Below are 19,906 nucleotides of genomic sequence, written 5' to 3' on the forward strand. Positions count from 1 at the left end.
TTGTGTAACAAAATGGAGTAGCACTCACGACAACAGCTCCCGCAATTGATCGAGTTGATCCTCAAGTCCCGCACGAATCTCGCCTCCGGGTTGGCGGACAACGACCGAATCGATCGCAACCGATTCATCGGGTTCAACCATCGTTTGCTCGGGTAAATCGGGCGAGGCGAGTAAATCATCAAACGCTTGGCCTAAGTTGGCCAGCGTCTCAGGATGGACCGCCAACGTCAGTCGAGTGGCCGAGCGAGTGCTACGGACAGCCTCATCAGCCCAAGAAAGCAGGATCCCAGCATCTTTCCCCAACTTGCCCTTGATTACCTTCTCCGAAGCGCTAATAGCGATCGCCGAGAGCGAGTCACGGTACTCTTGCATCCATCGATCGTAGGTTTCGTGCAATTGCTTGACCGCCTCGTGAATCGTCGCCAAGGATTGACTGGCCAACATTTCGGCTTCCTGCTTGACTCGCTGGTCCGAATCACGAGCCGCTTTTTCGAGTCCCTCCGCATACCCTTTTTCGTGAGCCTGCTTGCGGATCAACTCTGCCTCCTTGCGTGCTTCGTCAAACCGATTTTGGATTTCCGCTTTGCATTGCTCTATTCGGATTCGACCTTGGTCAGCAAAGTCATCGAGATTAAAACCGGCCAAACCGCTCACTTTTCGGGAGGCTTCGGAAGGATCGATTGGTCGGTCGGACTTCAGTACGGTTGCCATTGGCTATCTTAATGGGATTCTCGGAAAGTTCTTGGTGGCCCAGACTTCTAGCCTGGGAGTTTTGCGATTCCCAGGCTGGGAGCCTAGGCTACTTTTTTCAAAACACTACGCTGCCATCTTGGTGGTTTCGCGGTTTTTATGCAGAGCATGGACGACGGCCGCTTTTGCCGCATCAATTTCGTGCAGTTGGATCGATGTTAGTGAATTCATTTGCGAACGCACCTGTTTCGCTTGGTTGCGAGGCAGAAACTTCATCGCTGCATCACAGACCGACTTCGGCAACCCACAGAGCGCCAGTAGTGCTTGATTGGTATCAACCAGCCCCAATCCCAAACACAGCTCTCTCGCCGAAAGCTTGGTCAAGTATTGATGGGTCGCGTCGGTAGAGTCCAATACCGACGGTGTTGTTCGAACCGAAGTCTTCGCAGCATGGACTTTCGGTTTTGGGTCAACCGATGTCCCTGGGGCAACCCGTAGCGAGTGGATTTCGGTGTGCCTCTTGGAATCGTCCACGTCAGAATGGTCCACCGACTCGCTCACAATTATGGGCAGTCGATTGACGGGTTGCGATGGTTTTTGCGACTCGGGTTGCTCTTTGGGCATTGCAGCCAAAATTGCGTTTAAGGCCCGCTGCCCTGAGGACCGTTTCTGCTGCTGCATCATCTGCTCGACTCGTGTCTTTAGATGCATCGCCAACTCTTCGACCGCCTCTTCGGGGACCTCTCCCAAGCGACCAATCCGTCCGAGAGCATCGCTTTGGATGGCTGCGTCGAGACGCGGAATGATACGAGCGGCTTGAGCAGGTGAGATCGATGCGAGAACCAATGCTGCGGCTTGAGGATGCTCTTCCGACAACAACTTGACTAACAAATCATCTTCTGCGTCGCCAAGGAAAGCGAGCGGTGAGTTGGCCACCGAATCGGAATTGTTTGAACTTGCGGTCGTCGACGGAGAGGATCGCTTGACCACGTGACTTTGCTGTGCCGATGCCGAGGCATTGCTGAACGAAACCTCGTCGATCGGATTCGCTTCGAAGGAGGACGATGCAGGATGTTCGACCATACCCTTAAACGAGGCCAAAGCACGCTGGCGTTCAAGCGGATCGACGTCCGACAACGTTGTCATCGCACGGCGAAGGAGTTTCTTGGTTTCAGCATCGATACTGCCAATCAAGTTAGCTGAGACGGATGGCGGTAAACTGCTCAGCACAATCGCAACACGTCGAAGATTGGCTTCCCGGTCGGCGGTTGCACTGTGACTTGCTGTGGGTGGTTGAGCGACATTCATAGCAGCAGCAAATTCCAAAACAGATATTTGTGTGGAAGGGATGCCTTCTATGTAAACGATAGACGTGAAAAAAAGAAAGAGCAGTCGCGGCGACTCTCCGAGACGGCGAGATAGTGGGTGCAAATCCAATCGGGTTTGGGAGACAATTCGCGTCTCGCAAAGACGCGGCTACTAGGCCGCATCAGCGACCCAGCTGCGAATAACGTTGGCAGCGACCTCGGGATTGTCTTCTACAATCTTGATCAATTCGTCTTTCAAACTGCCCCCTGTTATCTCCATCGTTTCCGTCTTCTCCGATTCCGGAACCCTATCCACAGGAGGTGACGGAAGTTCCAAACCAAAGCCTTCGTTGAATTCGCTCGGAACACTGTCTCCACCACTCTTGATCGCGGATCGAGCAACGAGAAGAGCAATCAGAGCCAAAAAGATCAACGCCATCGTTTGCCAATTTTGGGCCAACCACGTTAGCGCCAACTTGGCGGTCTCGGGTTCAGACACGTCGGCCAACGGTAGTGCGGGGTAATCCCAAACCTCCACAAGCTCAATCTTGCTCTCCCCCGCATTGACTTCCGGCAATAGAGGGATGACGGCCCGTTCGATTTTCGATTTCACTTCCTGTCGCATCTTTTCTAGATCCGCCGTTCGCATCGCAGGCACATCTGAAATATCCTTATCAGGATTGTCGCGGAGCCAGGCCTGGGGCCAGACATCGCTGTAATAGCTCTCTGGTAACCCAATCGAGGCACGCACTCGCTCGGTTCGCAGCGACGCGATACGAGAATTTTCGTATTGTTGGCCCGCCACCCCAACACTTTCTCGCTCATCCTCTTTCACTCGCGATGTTTGAACGGTTTGCGATGGATCATCGATACTAGCGGATCGGTTCCCTACTCCGTTCGGGGACGCACCGGGGACGCCTTGGTTCATGGGGCGTGAGCTCTGCTCTTCAACCTTTTTCGATTTATCCTGCAGAGTCGTTCGCTCACTGTCATACTTCAACACCGTCTTTTCTACATCCATCGTCGGATCGATCTCGGCATAAACCGATACGCTGAGGCCGGTTCCATAACCGATCAAGTGCTTACGGATTTTCTGTTCGTAAAACGCTTCCTCTTCCCGCCGCTTGGCCGCCAATGGGTCCGCGTCCTCGTTAAACAACGTCGAACCGTCGGAATTGGTGTCAATCACGGCGATATCATCATTACTCATCCCCGCATAAGAAGCTCGAATGAGATCCTTGATCTGCTCGATCCGTTGCTTCGATAGTGGCTGGGTTCCTTCGGGGGTGACCATCACACTAGCGGATTGTGGGCGTGCTCGGTTGAGACCAAACCGTTCCGCACGATCATACTCGACACTAGCGAATTTAATGTCGGGGAAGCGACTCAAATGGCCGCCAAGATCTTGCTCTTTGGCGTGCATCTCACGAGCAAGCCGCTGTTCACTCGATTCGAAAGGACTGGCGCTGTTGATCGCCGTTTGGGTGTTGGTGCGCAGCGAAAGCGGTAAAGATGCCGATTCTTCGATCGCCGCCAAATAGTCCGATCGCGATGCCTTTGGAATCCGGATACGGCGTCCTTCACGTTCCCAATCGTTCAAACCCGCATGGCTGAAGGCCAATTCGACCGCATCGATTTCGTTTTCACCAAGCACCCGTCCACCGAATAAAACCTCGTGACTGACCGAACCGTTACCGCGAACCAAGAAGCCAAGTCCGATCGCTATCGCCGCCACCAACATGATCGTAATGACCCGCGATTGCATCGGCATCGCTTTAAGCGTTTCGCGAATTTGTTCGGTTGTTTGATTAACGAAGTTCATCGATGAATCGTGAGTTGGTGTAAGGGTCGCTCAGCTCTCTGAACGGAGCGATATTGTTGCAATTTAGATTTGTATTTGTTGTACTTCTCGGTAGGCTTCAAGTAGCTTGTTGCGGACCTGCAACAACATACGAAACGCCAAATCGGCTTTCTGGACCGATGTCAGCACTTCGGCTTCATTCACATCGCCGCCCGTTAACAACGAATGAACCATCGAGTCGGCATTGGTTTGCATCGTGTTCACGTTCTTGACCTGATCCCCCATCAACTTGGCGAACGACCCCGCGTCGGAACTGAGAGCCGAAGCTCCGCCAGGTTTGATTGGCTGACCGTGAAGAAACGGATTGACGGGGCGCTGCGGCGGTTGGAAGGAAGGAATCGGTTTCATGAATCAAAGCGTCTTTTGTCCGAAAAGGATGCTAGCCGTCAAAAAAAGGGCCTCCATAAAAGGGTCAGCCTCCTTTTCAGATGGTTTTATGCCAAAATGGACAGGGTTTCTCTCCCTAAATTCTTGCTGATCTCCATCACTCCGACGTTCGCCTCGTACGCGCGAGTCGTTTCGAGTGCATCCACCATCTCCGTTGTCAAATCGATATTGGGGTATGCCACATAGCCTTTCCATTTCCCTTCTTCGATCGCCAGCGGATGGTTGGGTTGATAGCGGTAGAGTGGTTCCGAGTCATCGACCTTTATCTCGGACACCTTCACCCCCGAGGCTCCTGTTGTCGACAACGAATCATCGGTCTGAAAAACCACTTGCCGAGCTCGATAGGCACTAGGGTTTCCATCCTCGTCGGTCAGTGATGAGATGTTCGCGATATTGCCACTGATTGCGTTGAGGCGGGTTCGCTGTGCCACGAGAGCGGAGGTGCTGATGTCGAGAGAACTTAACATGTTTCTTATGCCCTTTCGGTGATTGCTGCGCGAAGCAAAGCAAATTGGCTTCGCATCGTCGTTATCGCTAAACTGTGCAGATGTTGGTTCTTTGAGATATTCATAATTTGGTTTTCCATCGAAACATCGTTCCCGTCATGGAACACCACCTGCTCGGTCGCCGCTCGTGGTCCCGCAAACAAATCGTCTCGAGTGACTGGCCCCACTCGGCCAGCTGCATTCGCGACTTTCGAATTGTGTACCGATTCGGCGAGCGCGTTTTGGAACTCATCAACATCCAAGTCTCGCGACCGATAACCAGGCGTATCCATATTCGCCAAATTGCCAGCGAGCAATTCGTGTCTTTTTTGTGCAAACGAGAGCGATTGTTCGAGAGCCGGAATCGTGCTCGATTGAAAGATGCCTAACATGTTTATGCCGCCATTCGTGATGCGCCTGCTTGAGGACGAAACGCGACCGTTGCGGCAACGCCTCCTTGAGGACAATTCTGCCAACGCACTTTCGCACCAAGGGCCGCCGCCGCGAACGGAATCGTTGTATGACGTTCCTCGAGCGCAGGGCCTGAATCAGCAATCTCCAATTCGACGCCGGTTGCCGAATCGACCGCCGTTATCATCAACTCTCCCCCCTTGCTCCCCATGTGCTCAATCGCTTGGCCAACCATGTTGCGAACCAGATCCGCGATTTTCTCGCCATCGCCGGGAACCGGCAGTTCGGGTTCAACGTCCACCTCAACGCAAATCGGTGACGAATGTTGGGTTAACAAGGCACACGACACCGTTTCTACAAGAATGGCTAAAGATTGACATGCTTTTGGGTCGATCCAATGATGTGACACGATAGGCTCCCGCGATCATCTTGTTTGCAGAGAAAAATTCAAACGCTGCTCCGCTGATAGCGAATAGAGAAGTCTCAACGCAATACGAGTTTGCCGCACCCTTGCAGGACGCAGCCCCCCCCCTTAAGGACGCTCCAGCATCCACCATTGGTTTCGAACCATTTCGTGCTGTTTTTTGCGTCAGCCCCGCGGTACAAACCATCCATTCGGACAAAAACGAAAAAACCCTGTGTTTTACTAGTAAAACACAGGGTTTTCGTTGATCGGGGCGACATGATTCGAACATGCGACCTCCTGGTCCCAAACCAGGCGCTCTAGCCAGGCTGAGCTACGCCCCGTTGGTGAGCATTTTTAATGCCCTCCATCCTCTTTGTCCGCACAGATTAACGGACGAATCGATTTTGCGAAAGGTTCACTTCGCATCCAAAAATGATATTTTTTCAAGATCTTTGGTTTTTCTGCCCGGTTTCTCCAACAGAACCGTAAAACGGTGGCGAACCGTGATACCGTTTCTCTTGTATGATCTTCATATCGTCTGGTCAAAGCCTTTTCCAGACTAATTTTTTTCCGCTTGTTCCTAATTGTTTGGTTTTTTAATGAATCGTCGGCTCTTTATTTGGTCCACCGTTTTTCCCCTGTTGTGTTCGGGGGCCCTCGGACTCTTTGACTCCCATTCGGCGGTTGCGATGCCGCAAGTGACCGAACAGCCACTAAAGATCGTCTCGCCAGCTGAGAACGAACAGCCACTAAAGATCGTTTCGCCAGCTGAGAACGATCCGAGTGATAACGCTGAACAGGACGATGATTTGCAAGGCGGGGATCTGGAGCAACCGATTGAGATCGAATCGCCGGCGATAGAGGAATCCGGGCAACCCGCTGCCCCCGCCATTTCTTCCGTTCCCACGACCGAAGAAGGCAAGGCGGCGAAGGCCGCTTTTGAAAATGCCGAAGTTCGACTTCGCAGTTCCGTGCTGAAGATGCGTGAAATTCATATTCGCTATATGAATGGAGAAGATCGAACACCGCAAGCTCTCGAGCAGTATCGGCAGGAAAGAATCAATGCTCGCCAATTGATGGAAGAGGTTTTTGAAGCGGCCTACAACCTGCTATTTTATGTCCCCGATTCAGATGCCGCCCAGTTCGTTTTGACAATGGTTCAACATGAGTACGATAAAACAAATTACTCCGAACGGACCATGCGTGCCGGTTCCTTGCTTCTTGACCTGAACTTCAATCAGGCGTTCTTGTTCCAAGCCGTTGCACGGTCATCGGTTTGTTGTGGCGACTTTGAGATAGCCAGAAAAATCTATGAGTACATGAACCCTGAAGCATTGGAGGATCTAGACAAACGCTTTCTCTATCAAATGGACATTCTTGAGAGTCAATGGAAAGAGGAACTCGAGCAACGCAAAATCGATGAACAAAGCGAACTGCCCCGCGTGCATATCAAAACAACCAAGGGTGACATCGTTGTCGAGTTGTTCCTGAATGAAGCGCCCTCGGCGGTCGCCAACTTCATCAAGTTGGTTGAAGAAGGCTATTACGACGGATTGGATTTCCATCAGGTACTGGACGATTTATTGGCGCTAACGGGTGACGAAACCGGTCAAGGTTCGGGCAACACGGGGCAATTCTTGGTCGACGAACACACTCGTGAAAACGCTCGCAATGCGTTCCGTGGATCGTTAGCGATGGCAAAAATGCCTATGGGGGATGGTGAGTTTGTTGAAAACAGTGCAAGTAGTCAATTTGCGATCTTCTTTACTCCCTTGCCTTTCGTGAGCGAAAATCAAACGGTCTTCGGCCGAGTGATTGAGGGAATGGATTTGCTTACAGAAATTCGCCGGGTCGATCCTTCGAAGGAGAAAAAGAAAGGCGAAATCATTATGCCACCCGACCGAATCATTGAAACAGAAGTCATCCGCAAACCTGATTCGATGCCTGAGCCCGTTTATGTTGAGACGGATAACGGAAAGTACTAAGGCGACCATCGCTGGAAAATATCATCAAACGACAAGGCAACGGCTCACGCCCCCCCGGATCGGCTAGGGCCGACACTCCAACATTCGTCTCGCCGCCAAGGTTGCCAATGCCTTGAGCGTCAACTGAGGGTTGATTTCACAGCCAGCAGGAAAGATCGATGAATCGGCGACCGTTAGATTGCTAATCAACTCACCACCATCCGTCTTCATCCGAAACGTTTCAGGATCGACGACATCGCCGAGCGAGGCACCGCCCTGTGGGTGTGTCGTTAACAAGTTGACAAACGCTGGACCACGGCGACGTATTTGAGCGAGTGCCCATTCGAAGTCGTCCATCGTTCGAATACAAGCTGGCCGGCCAAAACGCATTAAAATTGCTTTGGTCGGCAAATGCAAGGTAACCCCATCGTCCGGCTTGGCCGCCGCAAAATAGATCCTTGCGATCCGCCGCATGCCACGAAGCAGCATTTCGAATTCTTCACAATCAAATTCCAAATGAAAGTCGCCACAGCAATCCACATAGTTGGTTGGGCGAACCTTGGTTGGAACCACAATCCCCGACATCGACAAGTGGTTGAACTTTCGCATCACATTTGCGAACTCCGAAAACCATCCAGTCAACGCCAAGGCGACCGTCCCAGGAAAATGGAACCAATTCTCGAGCGCTGGCTCCTCCACCATTTTGCCATTCTCCATAATATTCCGGCGGTCCACCAAAAAGCACTGGGTCACTCCTGGCTCAGGTCGCTCGCTGTTTGATGGCCAAATCGGCTTGTCAAACATTGCATACATCGCCGTGCCGATATTCGCCGTCAAACGTTTCCCGAGGTGTTGATTGGAGAGTCCAACACGAGAAAGACTATGGCTTAGCAAGCGATTCGTTTCCCCGATCCCCGCTGCCACGACGAACTGATCCGCTTGGATTGTCGAATGCGTCGAGCAACCCGATTCTTCTTTCCGGCAAACCTCGACGCCAGCGACTTGAAGCGATCCCGCTTCGTCTCGAGTGATTTGCAAACGCCTGGCTTCGGTTCGGTAGGAAACATCAGCCGGCAGCGGTGCATTCATCGCGGCGGTCAAAAAGCTGTTGCTCTGGCCCGGTTGGTAGGGATGAATACCACCAATATGGTCACCGAAACTGTCGACCGAATTATCACTACCACAACCCGAGCATTCTCGCCGCATCGCGACGGGCAATGGTTGAACATGTTCGCCAAGAGCGTGGCAGCCTTCAGCGAATCGCATGCTGCGGTCGCTAATTTGCGATTCGGTGACCTCCGTGTTGACGCCAAGTTCGCAGCAAATCAGTTGCATCAACCCCGAAAACTCGGCATAAGAAACGCCGCTCGGTTGACGCTGATTCCATGATTGGTAGACCGACTCTAAGATCGGCAGGTGAATGGCATTGTTGACATACGGTCCGCCACCAAAAACCCTCGCTTGACAAACGTTGACCGTTTGCTTGGGAGGAATTTTCTTTCGCAGGGCTGGAATAGCGAGTTGAAGTTTCGAGCGAACCTTTCCAAGCCCGCCTGCAATTTGGCCAGCTCCGTCCTTGTAGAGTCGATACAAAACTTGATCGCTGCGGGGTGGTGAAAGACAAGTGGATCCGTCGGGCTGAGGCAGTTTTTGAATCAAACCATCGGGGCTGATGAAATCTCCAACATCAACAATCAGGACACGAAGCCCTGCGCGGGTAGCCCTCTCCGCTACCGTCGCTCCTCCGGCTCCGCTGCCAATAATACAGACATCGTAGTGATTCGATAGATCCGCCAACGGTGGCGCGGGCACCGAGACAAGCGAGGTGGAGGATTCGCATTGTTTCGACCATCCGCCACCAATCCATTCTCGAGCTGGCGTACGAGAATGGATGACCAATCGCCCGAGCATCGTGATACCGCTTATCGCAGTGTGTAGCAAATGATCTTCACACCACTCGATCCTCGGCAACGATCCACTTTGGCAATGCGTTTCACCTTGGTTGAGGACTTCACGAAGCCGACGGTGCGAAAGCTTGTGCAGTTGGTGTCCGGTGTGCTTGATACTGTAGACGTTTAGCCATAACAATGCGACGTTGATGCCTTGCTGCAACCTCTTGGGAAGATGATCAGCATAGATCAGGACCTCACGAGCAACCGTGCAGGCGTCGTCGCCTTGATGGCCGCACCACAATGAATCGATTTGCGCCGAGATGATCGCAACGAGTGTGGGGAAACGTTTGGTACGAACCTTTCCTAATGGGTCTTCCGCGATCTGTGTTTCAGACGCCCCGAGCCCGAAAGGCAAAAGTCCAGCAGCGGTGGCAGTCTTGAAGAAATCACGACGCGAAAAAGTTTCGAGTCCAGAGAAGTCCAGCATCCTTGCTCTATCCCGGGTTAAGGTGGCCTAGGCTTCTAGCCTGGGTATTCAAGTATTCCCAAGCTGGAAGCCTAGGCTACGTTTTCTGTGCGCAGCCGCCAAATCAGCGCTCCATCTCTATCGGCATCCTCCTGGTTTCCCGAAAATGAAAGCGTTGGTTTTTGAGCTTTGCAACCATTATCGCGGCGTCCGGTAACGAATGTAACGATTAGAGGGACTATCGGACGATCCTCCAACAGCGGTGGATGCGTCGGTTGCGAAAATCCTCTGGCACGGTTTGGCTCGAAATCTCATGGACCTGAGCAACGGGTAACACTTGAGGATCAAACTTGAATTGACGGAAATTGGTTGAGAAATAGATGACGCCTCCCTTTCGCACGAGTGGCAAAAGATCAAGCAACAGCAAGATCGCATCCTTTTGAACATCCCAATCGTTTTCGGTCCGTTTGCTGTTGGAAAATGTTGGCGGGTCAAAGACAACCAAATCATACTTTTCACCCGCTGGATGCTCACGGACAAACGTTTGAGCATCTTCCGAAACGTAGCGGTGCTCGTTACCAGAGAAACCGTTTAGCCGCATGTTCTGCCAGGCCCAATCAAGATAGTTCTTCGACAGATCCACACTGAGGGTTGTCTTTGCTCCACCAGCAGCGGCATATACCGAAAAGGCACCGGTGTAGGCAAACAGATTTAAAAAGTGTTTGCCCTCGGCTGCCTCGCGAACCATTTGACGAGTTGTCCGGTGATCCAAGAAGAGCCCGGTATCGACATAGTCCGACAAGTTAACGAGGAACTTTAAACCGCCTTCGCTGACTTCGATTAGCTCGTTGGTTTGATCGACTTTCTGATGCTGTGTTTTGCCACGTTGTCGACCTCGCCGTTTGAAATAGATGTTTTGCTTGGCAACGTCGAGAGTCTTACCAGCGGTCTCGGCCATCAGATCAAGCCAATTGGCATGTTCCGCAGGAGTGCGATCATGCGGTCGGTCGTATTCGGTGATATGTAGATTGTCTTCGTAGCGGTCCACCACCAAAGGAATCTCAGGAATGTCACGCTCGTATAGTCGAAAACAGGTAATTCCACGCCGCGTCGGCCAGCGTCGCAAGTGCTTGGCTCGCTTTTGTAAGCGGCGAGCAAACAAATCGGCTTGCTCGAGTCCCTTGTCCGATAGATGTCCAAAAGCAGGAATCCCCGATGCATGAACATACGGCTTCGCTTCCGTCTTTGCTGAGCGTGTCTCGGGCTCGGCCTCCCTCGATGCTTCGTTCAGAATCTCGGCTTCTACAACAGGCTCACTGCTAACAGGCTCACTGCTAACAGGCCCGTTAATAACCGGCTTAGGACCATGGAATTGATAGTAGGTACACTCGATACGTCCGTTGTACAACTTTCGTCGTCGGTCTGCCGAGCGACCGACGACTCGCTCGAAGTGTGGATAGGCCGTCAGGATGAAATGGGACCAAGTCGGCAACTTCCTCAGCACGTCGGGCATCGAGGCATAGACCGCGTCAAGTTCACGCTGCTCATGAACGTTTTCGCTGCCGATGCGAAGCCCATACGGCGGATTGGTGATCACACATCCAAATCGACGTTTGCTGGTCACTTCACTCATGGGCTGAGCATGAAAGTGAATATCGTTGGCGACGTCTGCTCGCTCTGCATTTTCGCGTGCGCTACGCAAAACCCGGTCGTCAATATCCGAGCCGATGATTCGTTCTTCGAGCGGCGGCAAGATCGCAGCTTCGGCCTTCGCACGCGTGTCTTGCCATAGCTCTGCTGAGAATTGTGGCCACGCCTGGCAAGAAAACTCGCGTCGAAGCCCAGGAGCAATATTGCGTGCTATCCGAGCGGCCTCGATCGGAATCGTACCACTACCACAAAACGGATCGATCATCGGTTTGCCCGCTTTGTAGTAGCTAAGCATGACCAATGCGGACGCCAACGTCTCTTTCAGGGGCGCTTGGGAGACGTGTGTCCGATAACCTCGGCGGTGCAAACTGCGCCCCGTCGTGTCGATCGTCAACGTCGCAGTGTCCTTCAAAATTGCCACATCGACTTTGAATTCGCAGCCCGTTTCCGGCAATTCCTGGCATTGATGGTCTCGCTTGAGTGCATCAACGATCGCCCGTTTCACCGTCCGTTGGCACGCCGGGACACTCGTCAGTGTCGACTTGACCGACCGGCCGGTCACGGGGAAAGCCGAATCGGCTGGAATGATTTTTGCCCACTCAATACTGCGAGTGGTTTCAAACAATGCATCAAAATCGGCGGCAGGAAAATCGGCAACACGAATCAAGATTCGGTCCGCGCATCGCAGCCATAAATTGGCTCGACAAATCGTTTCGAGCGAACCGGCAAAATGAACTCGCCCAGGTTCGCCGATTTTCGCTTCGATATCGAGTGCTTGTAGTTCGCGGCGAACAATCGCCTCGAGTCCGAATGCGCAAGCGGCAATCAAATCGTAGGAATCGCGATTGTTAGACGCAGCGTTTGGGGTCGAATCAGCCAACGGGACTCACAAAGAATACAATAGAAAACGGCAAAAGGTATTTAACCTAGATTACCATTGCCCGCCGAAATGGGATAGCAGAGAAACAGGCCAGAAGAGTGCTTTCAACTTGGCCAATCCAATGGTTCGGGTTCCTGTATTTTGACAATCAATCGCTGGTTCTGACCCAAACGAATAACGCAGCGAGTCACCTGGGTCTATCCCCACTGTGTCCGAGAACGCAGGCTTTGACCCGCTCAAAGACGATGTCAGCAGAGGCGGTTGCATCGATCGTTTTGACTATCCCCTTTTCTCCGTAGTACGCTAGCAGCGGAACGGTAACGGTAGAATAGATCTGCAGACGCGTGCTAATGGCAGAGAGATTGTCGTCGAGGCGATGTTCGACCTTTGCTCGATCGAGCAAACGAGAGACTAGCTCGTCACGATCCACTTCAAGATTGATGACCAGATCAATTTGACTATTCTGCGATGCTAGAATTTCATCGAACATCTCGGCTTGCCGCAGTGTTCTGGGGAAACCGTCAAACAAGCATGACTTGTTGTAATCGATCTCCGCCAAACGCGCGGTAACGATTTCCATGATCAATTCATCAGGAGCGAATCCGCCATCGTCGATGTACCCAGCGATCCGTCTACCAAGATCGCTGTGGCGGTCAACACTACGAAGCATGTCGCCCGTCGACAAATGAGCGGCATGAAGCAATTTTGCTAACCGCTTGCACTGCGTCCCTTTGCCCGCACCAGGCGGTCCGATGAATACGATTCGCATCCGGCAAGCGTCCTTTGCGAAAATAGGTGCGAAACAATCGGAAAGGACGAACTAGACAACGGGAGTCGTTCCGCCGCCTGCACCTTCCAAGAGTCCGCGATAGTTACGCATCACCAAGTGGGCGTCGATCTTTTGCACCAGGTCAAAGGCAACACTGACAGCAATAAGAAGCCCCGTGCCTCCGTAAAAACCGGCGATCGAATAAGGTACGCCGAGCGAACCGTAAACAATCGTTGGCACGATGGCGACGATTGACAAGAACGCTGCACCGACATACGTAATCCGAACCATTACCTTTTCCAGATAGTCGGTCGTTCGCTTTCCAGGTCGATAACCGGGAATAAACGTCCCACTGTCTCGCAGGTTGTCCGACATCTCTTTCGGATTGAACGTGATGGCGGTCCAGAAGAAACAGAAGAAGAAGATCAAAGCGACATACAAAAGGTTAAAGATGTAAGACGTCTGATCGCTCAACGTTAAACTCGACAAGTTCATAAAGTTGAACAAACCGCTGCCGCTCTCAAAACTCGAGGCTAAAAAGCCAAACATAACGCCGGGGATCATCAACAAACTGCTGGCAAAAATAATCGGCATGACGCCCGCCTGATTGATTCGTAGCGGCAAGTATTGTCGAGTTCCACCGTAGACCCGGCGACCACGCGTGAACTTAGCCGATTGCGTCGGGATTTTCCGCTGCCCCAGCGTGATAAACACAACCCCGAACACCACACCAACAAACAACAGCACAAGCAAAATCAGCGTTTCAATGCCAACCTGGCCCCTACTAAGCCCAGTCAGCTCCGTCTTCATGTTACGGATCAATTCGTACAAAGCTTTTGGCATCTGAGCCAAGATGCCTGCCATGATCAACAAGCTAATCCCGTTACCAATTCCGTACTCATCGATTTGCTCACCAAGCCACATCAAGAAGACCGTACCGCAAGTCATGACCAACACGGCGACGATTTGCCAACCGAAAAATAGTCCGGTCGCATCCGAGTTAAGGAAGTTGGGGTTGATGTTTCCGTAGCCGGTATTGCCACCCGACATCAACATGAACTTTAGATACATATAACTTTGCACGACACAAATCAAAACCGTTAAATAACGAGTGTATTCATTCAGTTTTTTGCGGCCTGCTTCGCCTTCCTTCTTCAATTCCTCAAGCGGCTTGTAAACGCTACCAAGCAATTGAAAAATAATCGATGCCGAGATATAAGGCATGATACCGAGTCCAAAGATGGTTGCTTGCCGCAAATCGCTCGCTGCAAACACACTCACCTTCTCGAAGAAATCCGCAGCTCCACCACCAACCGCTTCACCCATGTTGGTTGCAATCATCGGCAGTGGAATGTGGAATCCAATCCGATACACTGCCAACAAGCCAATGGTCAGCAAAACCTTCTTACGAAGCTCGGGAATCGAAAAAATGATTCGCAATTTCTCAAACATACGTCAAAATTATCTCGTGCTTAACTGTGCGATTGATGCCGGAAATGCCACAACAAACCGGTTCCCCAAGAGCGGAGTTTACCGTTTCGGTGGGTTTTGAGCGATAGGAATGTCGTCAATTCGCGGAGGGGTTTTCAATTTATTTTGCATTTAAAACAAAAAAGGGTGGATGTTGCCATCCACCCTGTGGTTTGTTGGAGTCTAGCCTTCAGCCGATTTAACGTAGCACTAGGTTTTTTAGCCTAGGCCTCTACGGCTACCCGGCTAGAAACGTAGGCTACGAATCGGGTGTGAGTAACTCCCAGGCTAGAAGCCTAGGCTACGAATTTGGTGTGTCTGACTCCCAGGCTAGAAGCCTAGGCTACGATCGGGTGTGTCTGATTCCCCCAGGCTAGAAGCCTAGGCTACGAATCGGGTGTGTCTGATTCCCCAGGCTAGAAGCCTAGGCTACGAACTTGTGTGACTGACTCCCAGGCTAGAAGCCTAGGCTACGGTTCACTATGCCTTGGCCGTCTTCAGCTTCGCAACTCGCTCGGCTGGCGTTTGCTTTGGTGCGAGCTTGTTAACCGTTCCACCAGCCGCAGTGATTTTCTGTTCAGCCGATTTACTGAAACGATGCGCTGAAACGGTTAGCTTCTTCGTCAATTCGCCGTCTCCGAGAATCTTGACCTCATCGAAGTTGCCCTTGGCCAAATCTTTTTCAGCAAGCAGTTCCAATGTGATTTCCGAACCGTCTTCGAACGTCTCGTTCAATTTGCCGACATTGACGGCAAACACATCCACCGACCATTTGTTGTTAAAACCACGCTTCGGGACACGGCGAAACATTGGCATCGCCCCACCTTGGAAGTTTGGTTTTCGGCTATAGCCGCTACGACTTTTGTGACCCTTGTGCCCACGACCCGATGTCTTACCGGTACCGCTACCGACACCACGGCCGATTCGTTTACGTTTGCGGTGCTTGGTTATCCCGCGATGGATGTCGTTAAGGTTCATGACAAAACCTGGATCAATTACGTTTGAGTTGTTTATTGTTTGTGTGTTGGATCATCAATCGGATCCACTACGTTTTTGGAGGGGATCTTGAACAAGATCCGCTACGCCTTCTTGAAACTACTTAGCCGTGGTCAGTTCTTCGACTTCTAAACCACGCAAAGCCGCGACTTGCTCGCGAGTACGTAGTTTTGACAATGCGTCGATCGTCGCCTTCACCAAAGTAACGGGATTATTGGTCCCGTAGGACTTGGTCAAAATATCGTGAACGCCACACGCTTCGCAAACGGCGCGAACGGCTTGACCAGCAATAATACCAGTACCGGCACCAGCGGGAATGAGCAAAACCTTGGCAGCACCAAAATGTCCCCAAACTTGATGGGGCAGCGTTCCTTCAACAAGTGGCACGTCGATCATCGAACGACTGGCTTGCTTCTGCGCTTTCTGAACACTTGGTGGGACTTCATTTGCTTTGCCGTAGCCCCAGCCAACCTTTCCATTGCCGTCGCCGACAACCACCATCGCTGCGAAACTAAACCGACGACCGCCCTTGACGACTGCGGCACAGCGTTTGATCTTGACGACGCGATCGAGCAAATCACCGAGCGAATTTTCTTCGCCCTTGTTTCGCTTGTTTCGTTGTGCGTTACTAATGATTCTGTCCTCGAATGAAAATGTTGTCTTCTCTGTTTCTCTTTGAGAGCAATCGCAGCTGCGAATGCCTACAATTCTAACCCAGCTTCGCGAGCGGCTTCGGCGAACGCTCTCACACGACCATGATAGCGATTATGACCTCGGTCAAGTTTGACCATCTTGATCCCAGCTGTCGTGGCACGCTCGGCAATAATCGCACCAAGCTTCGCCGCAGCATCACGGTTGCCACCATATCCAATCTCGTCGCGAACCCCCTTGTCTCGAGTGCTGGCACTCACCAGCGTCCGACCGGTTTGGTCATCCACCACTTGGCAAGCGAAGTGCTTGAGCGAACGATGCACGCATAAGCGCGGACGCTCCGAAGTGCCACGCAATTTATTGCGTACATGGTTGCGACGCCGAATGCGTTTGACTTGCAGCTTTTTGTTCTTATCCATCTTTTTATTATTCGCTTACTTCGTTGCCGACTTACCAGGCTTGATCTTGACTTGTTCACCCACATACCGAACGCCTTTGCCCTTGTAAGGCTCTGGCTTCCGCAATGCACGAATCTCGGCTGCAAATTGACCGACGGCTTGCTTGTCACAACCCTGAATCACCACGTGGGTTTGATCAGGACAGGTGACATTCAAATCAGCCGGGATCTTACGATGCAGTTCGTTAGCGTAACCAACACGTAGTTGCAACGTATCACCACTGATCGCCGCTAAATAACCAACGCCGACGACTTCCAGCTTCTTCTCGTATCCCGCCGTGACTCCCTCAATCATATTCTTCACGATCGAACGGGTAAGCCCGTGCAATTCGCGAGAAGTACGATCCTCACCGCTCCGGCTTACGATCACTTCCGACCCGTCTTCGCTCAAGGCAACCGAGATCTCGGGGCGATGTTCGAAACTTAGCTTCCCTTTAGGGCCTTCGACTTCGATCTTACAATCGCTCAGCGATACTTTCGCACCGCTTACGATAGCGACCGGCTTTTTTCCAATACGACTCATGACTTATCTTCGTTATTGCTTGCAGCAGACAGGTTAATTTTCACTCTGAATTTTCGACTACGAAACTTCGCAAAGCACTTCGCCGCCGACATTATCGCGACGAGCTTCACGATCGCTAATCACGCCATGGCTGCTGCTGATAATACTAATCCCCAGCCCGCCGAGCACCGGACGCAATTCATTGCTACGCGTATACAATCGACGACCTGGCTTACTAATCCGCTTGATCGTTTGGATCACGCGCTCGCCATTGGGGCCGTACTTCAATTCCAAACGAAGTGTTGCCGAAGGGTTTTCCTGGTCGACTTCTTTCCAGTCCCAAATAAAACCTTCTCGCTTGAGCACATCGGCCACGCCACGCTTCACCCGACTGCTTGGAATATCCACATAGGGTTTTTCCACACGAACCGCATTACGGATCCGAGTCAGCATGTCGGCAATTGGGTCAGTCATCATAGTTTGTGTTCTCCCCTTTCGGGCTCAATTACCAACTTGCCTTGCGAACGCCGGGGATCAACCCAATGTTCGCGTTTTCGCGAAAACAAATTCGGCACAGGCCAAATTTACGATAGACGCTGCGTGGTCTTCCACAGAACTTGCAGCGATTCTCTCGCCGAGTGCTAAACTTAGGCTTGCGTTCGGCCTTCGCGATCTTTGATTTACTTGCCACGGTCGATTGTTCCGTCGGTTTAATTCTGAGTTGCTTCGGGTTTCTTGCTTTGGCTAATACAACCAAAACGTTTCTATTTACTTACTAATCCGGGTTGTCACCGGAACTGCTGTTAAGCAGCGTCTTCTTTCTTTGGAATCTGCTTAAACGGCATTCCAAACATTTCCAACAAATCGCGAGCCTCGTCATTCGTCCGAGCCGAAGTCACGATCGTAATGTTCATGCCTTGCGGACGAGTGAACTTGTCGGGATTCAATTCTGGGAAAACCAACTGCTCGTTCAAGCCCAGCGTATAGTTTCCATTGCCATCGAACGCGTTGCGATTGATCCCACGAAAGTCACGGACGCGTGGCAAAACAATCGAAACCAGCCGATCCAAAAACTCATACATCCGCTGACGTCGCATCGTCACCATGCAACCAATCGGCATCCCTTCGCGAAGCCTAAAACCCGCGATCGATTTACGAGCAACCGTGATAACAGGCTTTTGGCCAGTAATCTGGGTCATCGCATCAACCGCCAAGTCAAGAATCTTCTTGTCGCCTGTCGCTGCCCCAACACCCATGTTCACCGTGATCTTCTCGATCCGTGGAACCTGGTGAGGATTCGCGTAGCTATGCTTTTCAACCAACGCCTGGCGTATGGTCTCATCATAGCGAGTTTGCATTCGTGTTTTTGAATCAGCCATTTTGGCTCAACTACATCTAAAAGTTTGGACTGTCAAATATGGCGTCTCGGAGAGACGCCGCTACTAAATCGTTATCTCTTTGGCGTCTCGGAGAGACGCCGCTACTAAATTCTTGTCTCTTTGGCGTCTCGGTGAGACACCGCTACTAAATTCTTATCTCTTTGACGTCTCGGAGAGACGCCGCTACTAAATTCTTGTCTCTTTGGCGTCTCGGAGAGACGCCGCTACTGGCTTTTGCGTCCCGGAGAGACGCCAAAACGAAATCATTTTACTGCGTGACGACTACGTGCCGGTGCGATCTTGTCAAGAGTTGTGCCTGACTTTTTCGCAAATCGTTCTTTACTTCCATCTTTCAAAAACCGTACACCAATACGCGTCGGCTTTCCGGTCGTGGGATCGACAAGCATTACGTTGCTGGCGGAGATCGGCATCTCCTTGTTCAACCGACCACCCTGTGGATTCTTTTGACTCTTGCGAACATGCTTCCAAACACGCCCGGCACCTTCGACGACCACCTTATTGTTCTTGCGGTCCACCTTCAAGATCTTGCCTTTATGGCCGATATCGGCTCCGGCAATCACTTGGACTTCATCATCGATTCGGAATTTCATGGTCGTCTATGCTTGTGTTCTAAATGTCTTGCTTAATCTGTCAGATCTTTTCTTGGTCTTGCGTAAACGCCTCAGCCTTAACGCTTTGAAAAATCAAACAACCTCGTTCGCCAAACTAACGATCTTCATAAAGTTACGATCGCGAAGCTCTCGAGCAACCGCACCAAAAATCCGCGTTCCCCGAGGAGTCTTGTCTTTGTCAATCAGCACAACCGCATTGGAATCAAACCGAATGTAACTACCGTCAGGACGTCGTGTCGGAGTCTTCGTACGAACGATAACCGCCCGCACAATCGACTTCTTCTTGACTTCACTACCAGGAATCACACTTTTCACACTGCACACGATCACGTCACCAACACTGGCGAACCGTCGACGCGATCCGCCGAGTACCTTGATGCACATGACTTGACGAGCACCGGTGTTGTCGGCAACCTCGAGTCGGGATTCTTGTTGGATCATGATTTACGTGGCCGCTGATGGCCAATGGTTAAAAGTTGAATTTGCTTTGTCGCGGATCTTGTCAAAGACCCCATTTCGTCGCGGATCTCGTCAAAGATCCCATCTCGTAATGGATCTTGTCAAAGACCCCATCTCGTAGTGGATCTTGTTAAAGATCCCATTCCGTAGTGGATCTTGTCAAAGATCCCATCTCGTAGTGGATCTCGTCAA

Annotated in this window: 21 protein-coding genes and 1 tRNA gene; 1 reads left to right on the plus strand and 21 read right to left on the minus strand. The window is 51.6% G+C overall.

Annotation, left to right across the window (positions count from 1 at the left end; translation table 11 throughout):
• Positions 1 to 24: 24 nt before the first annotated feature.
• From Q31b_RS05365 to Q31b_RS05400, 8 genes are all read right to left on the minus strand, one after another.
• A complete protein-coding gene (locus Q31b_RS05365; RefSeq protein WP_146598554.1) occupies positions 25 to 711 on the minus strand; it encodes a FliH/SctL family protein in 687 nt (228 codons plus the stop codon).
• 105 nt (positions 712 to 816) lie between these two features.
• On the minus strand, positions 817 to 1,998 hold the full coding sequence (locus tag Q31b_RS05370; protein WP_146598555.1) for a FliG C-terminal domain-containing protein: 1,182 nt from the start codon (positions 1,996 to 1,998) through the stop codon (positions 817 to 819).
• 171 nt (positions 1,999 to 2,169) lie between these two features.
• Positions 2,170 to 3,819: a beta-cystathionase gene (locus Q31b_RS05375; protein WP_146598556.1), complete on the minus strand. Its 1,650-nt coding sequence runs from the start codon at positions 3,817 to 3,819 to the stop codon at positions 2,170 to 2,172.
• 63 nt (positions 3,820 to 3,882) lie between these two features.
• Positions 3,883 to 4,206 (minus strand): flagellar hook-basal body complex protein FliE, encoded by a 324-nt coding sequence (gene fliE, locus Q31b_RS05380; RefSeq protein WP_146598557.1) that lies wholly within the window; start codon positions 4,204 to 4,206, stop codon positions 3,883 to 3,885.
• A gap of 86 nt (positions 4,207 to 4,292) precedes the next feature.
• A complete protein-coding gene (flgC, locus tag Q31b_RS05385; protein WP_146598558.1) occupies positions 4,293 to 4,712 on the minus strand; it encodes a flagellar basal body rod protein FlgC in 420 nt (139 codons plus the stop codon).
• 5 nt (positions 4,713 to 4,717) lie between these two features.
• Positions 4,718 to 5,122, minus strand: coding sequence for a flagellar basal body rod protein FlgB (locus tag Q31b_RS05390; protein ID WP_146598559.1), 405 nt, complete (start codon positions 5,120 to 5,122; stop codon positions 4,718 to 4,720).
• 2 nt (positions 5,123 to 5,124) lie between these two features.
• Entirely contained in the window at positions 5,125 to 5,550 is a 426-nt protein-coding gene (locus Q31b_RS05395; RefSeq protein ID WP_231617316.1) for an ATPase, read from the minus strand.
• 263 nt (positions 5,551 to 5,813) lie between these two features.
• Positions 5,814 to 5,888, minus strand: a tRNA-Pro gene (locus Q31b_RS05400).
• Between the two features lie 258 nt (positions 5,889 to 6,146).
• On the opposite strand from Q31b_RS05400, the gene Q31b_RS05405 reads away from it, so the two are divergent.
• Positions 6,147 to 7,532, plus strand: coding sequence for a peptidylprolyl isomerase (locus tag Q31b_RS05405; protein WP_146598561.1), 1,386 nt, complete (start codon positions 6,147 to 6,149; stop codon positions 7,530 to 7,532).
• A 63-nt stretch (positions 7,533 to 7,595) separates the two neighbouring features.
• Here Q31b_RS05405 and Q31b_RS05410 read toward each other — a convergent pair whose 3' ends face one another.
• The 13 genes from Q31b_RS05410 to rplN all read right to left on the minus strand — a co-directional run bounded on the left by Q31b_RS05410 (position 7,596) and on the right by rplN (position 19,696).
• Positions 7,596 to 9,890: a GMC family oxidoreductase N-terminal domain-containing protein gene (locus Q31b_RS05410; RefSeq protein WP_146598562.1), complete on the minus strand. Its 2,295-nt coding sequence runs from the start codon at positions 9,888 to 9,890 to the stop codon at positions 7,596 to 7,598.
• Between the two features lie 217 nt (positions 9,891 to 10,107).
• Positions 10,108 to 12,399, minus strand: a complete 2,292-nt coding sequence (gene rlmKL, locus Q31b_RS05415; RefSeq protein ID WP_146598563.1) for a bifunctional 23S rRNA (guanine(2069)-N(7))-methyltransferase RlmK/23S rRNA (guanine(2445)-N(2))-methyltransferase RlmL — start codon at positions 12,397 to 12,399, stop codon at positions 10,108 to 10,110.
• A 187-nt stretch (positions 12,400 to 12,586) separates the two neighbouring features.
• Positions 12,587 to 13,168, minus strand: coding sequence for an adenylate kinase (locus tag Q31b_RS05420; protein WP_146598564.1), 582 nt, complete (start codon positions 13,166 to 13,168; stop codon positions 12,587 to 12,589).
• Between the two features lie 51 nt (positions 13,169 to 13,219).
• Positions 13,220 to 14,620 (minus strand): preprotein translocase subunit SecY, encoded by a 1,401-nt coding sequence (gene secY / locus Q31b_RS05425; RefSeq protein ID WP_146598565.1) that lies wholly within the window; start codon positions 14,618 to 14,620, stop codon positions 13,220 to 13,222.
• Between the two features lie 498 nt (positions 14,621 to 15,118).
• Entirely contained in the window at positions 15,119 to 15,616 is a 498-nt protein-coding gene (gene rplO, locus Q31b_RS05430; RefSeq protein ID WP_146598566.1) for a 50S ribosomal protein L15, read from the minus strand.
• A gap of 117 nt (positions 15,617 to 15,733) precedes the next feature.
• Complete coding sequence (gene rpsE, locus Q31b_RS05435) at positions 15,734 to 16,267, minus strand: 30S ribosomal protein S5 (protein ID WP_146598567.1); 534 nt, start codon at positions 16,265 to 16,267, stop codon at positions 15,734 to 15,736.
• A 68-nt stretch (positions 16,268 to 16,335) separates the two neighbouring features.
• A complete protein-coding gene (gene rplR, locus Q31b_RS05440) occupies positions 16,336 to 16,704 on the minus strand; it encodes a 50S ribosomal protein L18 (protein WP_146598568.1) in 369 nt (122 codons plus the stop codon).
• 15 nt (positions 16,705 to 16,719) lie between these two features.
• Positions 16,720 to 17,265, minus strand: coding sequence for a 50S ribosomal protein L6 (rplF, locus tag Q31b_RS05445; protein ID WP_146598569.1), 546 nt, complete (start codon positions 17,263 to 17,265; stop codon positions 16,720 to 16,722).
• Between the two features lie 57 nt (positions 17,266 to 17,322).
• Positions 17,323 to 17,721 (minus strand): 30S ribosomal protein S8, encoded by a 399-nt coding sequence (gene rpsH, locus Q31b_RS05450; RefSeq protein ID WP_146598570.1) that lies wholly within the window; start codon positions 17,719 to 17,721, stop codon positions 17,323 to 17,325.
• A 28-nt stretch (positions 17,722 to 17,749) separates the two neighbouring features.
• A complete protein-coding gene (locus tag Q31b_RS05455; protein WP_146598571.1) occupies positions 17,750 to 17,935 on the minus strand; it encodes a type Z 30S ribosomal protein S14 in 186 nt (61 codons plus the stop codon).
• A gap of 112 nt (positions 17,936 to 18,047) precedes the next feature.
• Positions 18,048 to 18,623, minus strand: a complete 576-nt coding sequence (gene rplE / locus Q31b_RS05460) for a 50S ribosomal protein L5 (RefSeq protein ID WP_146598572.1) — start codon at positions 18,621 to 18,623, stop codon at positions 18,048 to 18,050.
• A gap of 263 nt (positions 18,624 to 18,886) precedes the next feature.
• A complete protein-coding gene (gene rplX / locus Q31b_RS05465; RefSeq protein ID WP_146598573.1) occupies positions 18,887 to 19,234 on the minus strand; it encodes a 50S ribosomal protein L24 in 348 nt (115 codons plus the stop codon).
• A 93-nt stretch (positions 19,235 to 19,327) separates the two neighbouring features.
• Positions 19,328 to 19,696: a 50S ribosomal protein L14 gene (gene rplN, locus Q31b_RS05470; RefSeq protein WP_146598574.1), complete on the minus strand. Its 369-nt coding sequence runs from the start codon at positions 19,694 to 19,696 to the stop codon at positions 19,328 to 19,330.
• Positions 19,697 to 19,906: the final 210 nt, after the last annotated feature.

It is taken from the genome of Novipirellula aureliae, assembly GCF_007860185.1.
In the GTDB taxonomy this organism is placed as follows: domain Bacteria; phylum Planctomycetota; class Planctomycetia; order Pirellulales; family Pirellulaceae; genus Novipirellula_A; species Novipirellula_A aureliae.